We start from the raw sequence: 7371 nt of genomic DNA on the forward strand, positions 1-7371 counted from the left end.
GGTGCCGAAGGCGCGGCGGGCCGGGTTCGCGGCCGAGCCACCGCTGTCGTAGCGGCGGCGGGGTCAGATGCCGGGGTAGACGTCCAGGCGGCCGCACATGCCGAAGCGTCCGCGTGCGGTGGGACCGGTCGCGGCGACCCGGGCCGCGGCGAGATGCCGCCCGTCCTGGTCGCGCAGCGCCCGGAGTTGGGTTTCGCTCGCCGTTGCGGCGGCGTGGGCGCCGGAGCGCCAGCGCTGTTCCCAGGCGTCCAGTCGGGGCCGCACCAGTTGCGCGGCTGCCCGGTGGAAGGCCGCCAGTGGCTCCGGATCGCCGTTCTCGGTGGCCTTCCGCAGCTCCCGGAAGCGGCGCGTCGCCAGGTCGCGGCGGGCGCGTGCGACCTCGGCCTGCTCGGTTGCGGGCGCGTCGGCGGGGATACGGACCGCGTGCGCGTAGGTGTCGGTGTCGCTGAGGAGGTCCTCGGGCAGGGTGAGCACGGCGTCGCCCGCCTCGGGCAGGCCGCTGTTCTGCATCACGACGGTGATCTGCAGGCCGCCGTCGTTGATCAGCCGGTGGATCGTGCCGGGCGTGCACCAGGCCACCGTGCCCGGCTCCAGGGGCGTCTCCCGGTAGCCGGAGGCGGTGAGGGTCTGCACCGTTCCCCGGCCGGCCGTCACCACGTATCCCTCGCTGCACGTCAGGTGCATATGCGGGGTGCCTCCGCCGGGCCGGCCGTCAAGGGTGGGCCAGTCGTACACGCTCAGCCGGGACACGCCGACCGCCGCGGGGAATCCGTCGTACGTCGCGCTCACCACGGCCGCCCCCGCAGCTGCGCGGCGACCCGCTCGCGGTCCCAGGCGCCGTCGGCGACGGTCACCCGGTAGCCGCGGGTCAGGGTGTCCGCGGGGGCGAGGACCAGTTCCTCGTGGAACGCCCAGGAGGGCGCGACCGCGGCGAACGGGTCGGTGCGCACGAACCAGTGGGCCGGATGCGTCCCCTTGTCGCCCGCGTGGTCGTTCGCCGGCGCGTGCTCGAAGACGAGGGTGGCATGGCCGTCGCGCCCGTCGTGCTCACCGACGTACGCCAGCCAGGGCGCCTGACTTCCCATCAGGTCGCCGCCGGCCGTCTCTGCCGTGAAGACCTGGCCGTCGCGGAAGGCGCGCGGGCCGCGCCAGAACAGCCCGGTGTATCCGGCGGCCGGACGGCCGTGGGTGGTGGGGCTGCCGAAACGCAGCGGCTGGTCACGGCGGTTGGTCACGGCCGAGGTCCAGGTGAACGACCAGCTGCCGGCGTCCGGGTCTACTTCGCACACCTCGATCCGGCGTTCTTCCTCGGCCCACAGCTCACCGTCGTACGGATGCCAGGTCAGACGCTCGGCGATGACCACGTTGTCGCCTTCCGCCGCGACCTCGGCGAAGGCGACATGGGCCATGGAGCCCACCTTCTCGGGCAGCGCGAGGTATCCCTGCCCGTGCACATAGGTGTTGCCGCCCCACAGGTTGTGACCCGACAGATGAGAGGCGGTCAGCTGTAGTCCCTTGTGCCATCGGTGGTCGTTGGGCCGGTAGTCGGTGACGAGCGCGCCGGACAGGGTCCTGATCGGGTGCAGGTAGGGCTTGGGCGCCTCCCACGCGTCCTCGGGACGGTACACGTAGGCGAACAGCTCGGTCCCGGTGGCCTGGTGGGTCACGGTGATGCGGTCGCCGTGGGCGTGCGTGAGTTGGAGGGTCATGCGGGGGCTGCCTCCTTGCGGGCGGCGGCGGGCGCCCACCCCTGAGCGCCGCCGTGCAGTGCGGTGTAGTAGGGGTCGCCGGGGCCGATGTCCCCGGCGCGGACGGGAACATCGGTGAACGCGGACTTGTACAGGGCGGTGATGAACTCGAGCGTGCGCCGGCCCCCGGCGCCGCTGCTGGGATGGCGCCGGCCGGCCCTGATGTCGGCGACCAGGGCGCGTAGTTGGGCCACATGCGAACTGGGCTCGTCGGCGCCGAAGTCACGCCAGGCGGCGGCGGTCTCCTCGGGCACACCGGGCGCGGGGGTGATGCGCCAGTCGGCGTTGCGGTATCCGTACAGGTGGGTCAGTTCGATCGTGGCGCGTTCGCAGTCGATGCGGATCCGGCTGACCTCGTCCGGGCTGAGCACGCTGTTGACGACGGTGCCGACGGCGCCGTTCGTAAAGCGCACCAGCGCCGTGGAGACGTCCTCGGTCTCCACGGCGTGCACGAGCCGCGCCGCCATGCCCCGCACCTCGCTCCAGGGCCCCATCAGATCCAGCAGCAGGTCCGTCTGGTGGATGCCGTGCCCCATCGCCGGGCCGCCCCCTTCGGTGGCCCACCGGCCGCGCCACGCAACCGCGTAGTAGGCGGCGTCCCGGTACCAGGTGGTCTGGCAGTGGGCCACCAGCGGACGGCCGAACTCACCGGCCCGCAGCAGCCGGCGGACATGGCGGGCACCGGAGCCGAAGCGGTGCTGGAAGACGATGGACGCGTACGCTCCCGTGCCGCCGGCCCGCTCCGCCGCCGCGATGGCGTCGAAGTCCGCCAGCGACGGGCACGGCGGCTTCTCGCACCACACCCAGGCTCCGGCCCGGAGCGCGGCCACGGACTGCTCCCGGTGCACGGCCGGAGGCGTGCACAGCACCACCAGATCCGGGCGCACCTCGGCCAGCGTCGCGTCGAGGTCCGTCGAGACGTGGGGGATCTGGGCCTCGGCGGCGAACGCACGCGCCGCCCGCCCGTCGACGTCGACCGCGGCGACGACGTCCACCTCGCCCTCGGCGGCCAGTGTCCGGAGCGCGGGCAGATGGCTGGAGCGGGCGATGCCCCCGGTGCCGACCACGGCTGTGCGCAGCGGGGTGTGGGAACGATGCGGAGACATACGGATCCTCTCGTGCGGCGGACGGACGGGTCACTGCGCAGAGCGTGGGTTCGGGACGGCGGCATCGGCGCGAGCCCGCGAGCGGCGCCGTCTCGTCGGGGCGGGCGGGCTCGGCTGCCCAGGTGGGGCGGCCGTCCGAACTGCCGCCGACGCGACCGTCGGCGTGCGGTTCCAACGTTGTAACGGTGGGGCCTCGCCAGGGTCAACCCCCTGTCAGAAAGGGATTTCCGCGGGGTCCTGAGGGCTGACGCTCGTGGTGCGCTCGTGCATAATCCGGGGAAACCACGGTGAGGGGGTCGGTCGGTGACAGCGGTGACACTCAAGGACGTCGCGGAGCGGGCAGGAGTGTCCATCAAGACTGTCTCCAACGTTGTACGTCATGCGCCACGGGTGTCCGAGACCACACGTCAGCGGGTGATGCAGGCCGTGCACGAACTCGGCTACCGGCCGAACCCGTCGGCGCGCCGTCTCCGCACGGGGCACAGCGGTCTGATCGCCCTGGCCGTCCCGGAACTGACCATGCCCTACTTCGCGGAGCTGGCCCATCATGTGCGGGCACAGGCCGCGGCGCTGGGCCTCACCGTCCTCATCGAGGAGACCCTGGGGGACGCGACGGAGGAACTGCGCCTCGCGACCGGCATCGGCGCGTCTCTGCTGGACGGCGTGATCCTGTCACCTTTGCATGTCGCACCCGATGAACTGGCCGCTGTCGCCAATGAGTTCCCGCTCGTTCTGCTCGGCGAGCGCAGCTACGGGCGCGAGCAGGTCGGCGCCGACCATGTGCTGATCGACAATGTCGCGGCGGCGCGCGACGCCACCGCGCACCTGATCGGTCTGGGCCGCACCCGGATCGCCGCGATCGGCGTGGACCACAAGACCTCGGAGACCAGCCGCCAGCGTCTGGAGGGCTTCCAACTCGCCCTGCACGAGGCCGGGTTGACCTATGATCCGCGGCTCGCGCCACGGGTGCGGGAGTTCAACCGGCACAATGGGCTGCGGGCGATGCGCACCCTCAGCGCGCTGCCCGCCGGCGTACGGCCCGACGCGGTCTTCTGCTTCAGCGACATGTTGGCCCTCGGCGCGCAACGCGCCTTGTTCGAGGCGGGCCTGAGGGTTCCCGAGGATGTCGCCGTGGTGGGCGTCGACGGCTCGGAGGAAGCGCTCTACAGCACCCCGTCCCTGACCTCCGTCGTCCCCGACAAGGCCGCGATCGCCTCGCTGGCCGTGCAGTGTCTGGCGACCCGTATCCGCGCGAAGGAAGCCCTGCCGTTCGAGGTGCATCTGGCCCCGCACCGGCTGGACGCGCGGGAGTCCACGGTCGGTGGACGACGGCCGTTGTCCGGGCACGCTCACCCACGCGGCGCGGCGGGGACGGCCCGTCCCGCCGGCCCTCAAACCTCCCCGGGCCTTTGAGGCGACCGGCGAAGACCGGTGCGGTTCGACAGCGCCCTGAAGTTGAAGGGGCGCGGGGAACTGCGCGACCAGCCACGATGGTGCCGCGGACGATGGTCGGCGCATCGCGGCATGTCCAGCGGGGCGACCTGCTCAGACGGCCTGTTCATGGCGTGTGTGGGCCCGTCCGTGACGGCTGGCGCCGTGCAGAAGATCGCTCAGGTGGAGATCGCTGAGGTGGAGCCCGCTCAGTGAGGTGGGGGTGCGCTGGATGGCGAGGATGGCCGCGTCGTCGTAGAGGGCGCCGTCGGTGTGGGCGAGGAGGTCCTGCCGGACGTGGTGGACGAGTGTGGTCGGGCTGCACTTCGCGCAGAGGGCGACCCGCTCCTCCAGGGGGTAGAAGACGCGGCCCGGGTCGCGGGCCTCGACGACGCCGTCGGTGTACAGGAGGAGGGTGTCACCGGCGAGGAAGGAGAACGCGTGCGTGGTACGGGTGTCCGGCCCCAGCTCCCAGGTGCCGAGGGGCGGTGCCGGGTACGGGCTGGCGATGGGCGTCACCCGGCCGTGCCGGAGGAGCAGGGGCGGCGGGTGTCCGCACACCGTCATACGGGCCACGGGGCTGTGGTCGGGGATCTCCAGCAGCAGTGCCGTGATGAAGTGCTCCTGGGCCTCCTCGTCGGTCTCGGGGAACTGGGTGAGGTAGCGGTGGACGCTGCGGTCGAGGGCGTCGGCCAGGATCTGCAGGGTGGCGTGCTGGTGGGCGGCCTCCTGGAACGCGCCCAGCAGCATGGCCGCCTCCCCGACCGCGGAGAGTCCTTTGCCCCTGACGTCACCGATGAGCACGCGGGTTCGTTCGGCGGTGCGTGCCACCGCGTACAGATCGCCGCCGATGTGGGCCTCTTTCTCCGCGGCCAGGTAGGAACTAGCGATGTGCAAGGGGCCGAGGCGGTCGGGCAGCGGGCGCAGCAGGGCCTGTTGCGCGGCCTCGGAGACCGATCGCACCCGGGCCAGCTGCTCCTTGTGCCGCTCACGCACCCAGCAGACCAGCACGGAGAAGACCGACAGGGCGGCGAGCCCGGCCAACTGGGCGATGTTGTCGGAGGTGGCCACTCCGCCACTGCGTGTGCCCAGGAATGCCTGGGCTCCCAGGGCCAGCGCCCCGATCAGTCCGGTCAGCCGGGGACCGGCGAAGGACGTGGTGATGGCGGGGGCCGCGACGAGCAGCGGACCGAGATGGACAGGGGTCGGGGACTGGATGTCGGCCATGGTGATGGCCACGATCAGGATGAGCGGGAGCGCGACCAGCGCATGGCTGGTATGCCACCGCTGCCACACACGGACGAGGTACCGCCCGACGGCCATATCTCCAATGTGCACGATCATCTGGCCACGATCCACTGGGGCGTCACTGGTTTTCCCGGACCGATCGGGCCGGATCACCGATGCGGGAGCGACGGGTCATGCATGGGTGCACAGCCACCTGATCTGGTCCGAGATCCAGCGGATGCGGGCGGCGTCACCCGCGTGCCCCTGTTGGTCGGCGCGGGGGATGATCTTTACTCCGCCGACCCGGTTCACCTGCTTGCAGATCTCCGCCCAGTGCTGGGGGCCGGGGGTGCGGTCGGTGTGCCCGGAGCGCTCGGTGTGGGAGACGACCGTGGCTCCGTCGCCGGGCGCAGCCGTCGCCGCCGAGGCGGAGCCCCCGGTGGCGAGGAGTGCCGGCCCGGCGAGGGCCGCGGAGGCGAGTGCGATCGAGGCCCGGCGGGCGATGCTGCTGGTCATGGTGTTTCCTTCGTGCTGGTCCCCGGCCGGTGCCGGGTCGTCCGGGTGGCGGGCGGGTGGCGCGGCCGGAATACGGCGTGCAGACGTCATGGGGTGCACCGGCCGCGATCGCCCGAGCGAGATCATGGGTCGGGCGATGGTGTCGGCGTCACTGAGCCAGTCCAGCCACTCATCGGCGCTGTCGCAACCGGAGCCGGGCAAAGCGGCGAGGGCGAGGGCGTCCAGGACGCCGGCAGCGGCGGTGCGGCCCCGCAAGGAGCCGTCGATCCACGGGATCCGGTCCCTTCACCGAGAGGCCGGCCCGCACTGTCCGTGGCGGTGTCGTTCCGCTACGTCCGGGCGGTCCCGCACTCGCCTCGGACGCGCCCCGCGCAACCGGGCCGCCGCCCGCGGGCGGCCGATGTGGCAGAGGCCGCAGGGGGGTCGGTCGTGGGACGTAGGGCCACGGCCCCATGTGTGTTTCGATCTTGCTGGCTAGGGTCGGCGTCATGGAGAACACGCGAACCGTGCCCCGCTCGCCGGCCGAACGCACACGGGAGACGCTGACGCGGCTCGCCACGGAGCGGGACGTCTGGTTGGCCAGCGCCCATCCCGAGCACGGGCCGCACCAGGTCCCGTTGTGGTTCTCGTGGGACGGGCAGGCGGTATGGGTGTGCACCGGCGCGGCCTCCGCCACGGTGCGCAACGTCCGCGCGGAACCTCGGGTACGCCTGGCACTGCCGGACTCCTTCGATGTGGTGCTGCTCCTCGGAGAGGCCCGGTGCTTTTCGGACCGGGACGTGCCGGCGCGGGCGGCGGACGGGTTCGCGGAGAAGTTCGGGTGGGACCCGCGCACGGAGGACGACGCCTTTGTGTATGTGCGGGTCGTACCGAGGACGGTGCGTGCCTGGCGTGGCGCATCGGAGCTGCCCGGCAGGGTGATCATGCGTGAAGGCGCCTGGTCGGCGCAGCCCCCGCCGTGAGCGGACGCCCCGCGCCGCACGGGCACGCGATCACCGCGGGGTGCGTCGCAGCAGTCGGTGGATGCGGGGTGCGTCGCAGGAGTCGGCGGATGCGGGGTGCGTCGCGGCTGTCGGCGGATCAGGATGGTGGTAGGAATCGCCCGGCGGGAGTCTGCTCGCGCTCCGCAGTCTCCTCGCGCTCCGGTGCGCGCGGCGCCGGTGAGGTGCCGACCTCGTCCGGGTGTGACCGGCCGAGCAAGGGGAAGACCTTCGGCGCCGCCGTCGTCCCCTCATCCGAAGGACACCACATGAGTTCCCTGAGTCAACCTCTATGCCGCCAGCGGTGTGTCCCCGGGATTGTTGATCTTGCTGTTGGTCTGGTGGATCACAGGGTCGTAGCAG

General features: G+C 72.1%; 7 protein-coding genes. 2 read left to right on the plus strand and 5 right to left on the minus strand.

What is annotated here, in order from left to right; genetic code table 11:
- Nucleotides 1-63: 63 nt before the first annotated feature.
- From ABT245_RS42310 to ABT245_RS42320, 3 genes are read right to left on the minus strand one after another with little or no spacing between them, the layout of a single operon-like run.
- Complete coding sequence (locus tag ABT245_RS42310) at nt 64-789, minus strand: cupin (RefSeq protein ID WP_502982307.1); 726 nt, start codon at nt 787-789, stop codon at nt 64-66.
- Nucleotides 786-1709 carry a DUF6807 domain-containing protein gene (locus tag ABT245_RS42315; RefSeq protein WP_351745399.1) on the minus strand — a complete coding sequence of 308 codons (924 nt, stop codon included), beginning with the start codon at nt 1707-1709 and terminating at the stop codon, nt 786-788. The genes ABT245_RS42310 and ABT245_RS42315 overlap by 4 nt, the downstream gene beginning before the upstream one ends.
- A complete protein-coding gene (locus tag ABT245_RS42320; protein ID WP_351745402.1) occupies nt 1706-2854 on the minus strand; it encodes a Gfo/Idh/MocA family protein in 1149 nt (382 codons plus the stop codon). Before ABT245_RS42320 ends, ABT245_RS42315 begins: the two co-directional genes overlap by 4 nt.
- A 303-nt stretch (nt 2855-3157) precedes the next feature.
- Between ABT245_RS42320 and ABT245_RS42325 the strand changes: the two genes are divergently transcribed.
- Nucleotides 3158-4267, plus strand: a complete 1110-nt coding sequence (locus ABT245_RS42325; protein WP_351745404.1) for a LacI family DNA-binding transcriptional regulator — start codon at nt 3158-3160, stop codon at nt 4265-4267.
- Nucleotides 4268-4399: 132 nt separating this feature from the next.
- Here the strand turns inward: ABT245_RS42325 and ABT245_RS42330 are convergent, their stop codons facing one another.
- Both ABT245_RS42330 and ABT245_RS42335 read right to left on the minus strand, forming a co-directional pair.
- Nucleotides 4400-5608, minus strand: a complete 1209-nt coding sequence (locus ABT245_RS42330) for a PP2C family protein-serine/threonine phosphatase (RefSeq protein ID WP_351745407.1) — start codon at nt 5606-5608, stop codon at nt 4400-4402.
- Nucleotides 5609-5704: 96 nt separating this feature from the next.
- A complete protein-coding gene (locus tag ABT245_RS42335) occupies nt 5705-6028 on the minus strand; it encodes a hypothetical protein (protein WP_351745410.1) in 324 nt (107 codons plus the stop codon).
- 488 nt (nt 6029-6516) lie between these two features.
- Between ABT245_RS42335 and ABT245_RS42340 the strand changes: the two genes are divergently transcribed.
- On the plus strand, nt 6517-6990 hold the full coding sequence (locus tag ABT245_RS42340) for a pyridoxamine 5'-phosphate oxidase family protein (RefSeq protein WP_351745413.1): 474 nt from the start codon (nt 6517-6519) through the stop codon (nt 6988-6990).
- The last annotated feature ends 381 nt before the right edge of the window (nt 6991-7371 follow it).

It is taken from the genome of Streptomyces sp. NPDC001508 (genome assembly GCF_040298665.1).
Taxonomy (GTDB): Bacteria; Actinomycetota; Actinomycetes; order Streptomycetales; family Streptomycetaceae; genus Streptomyces.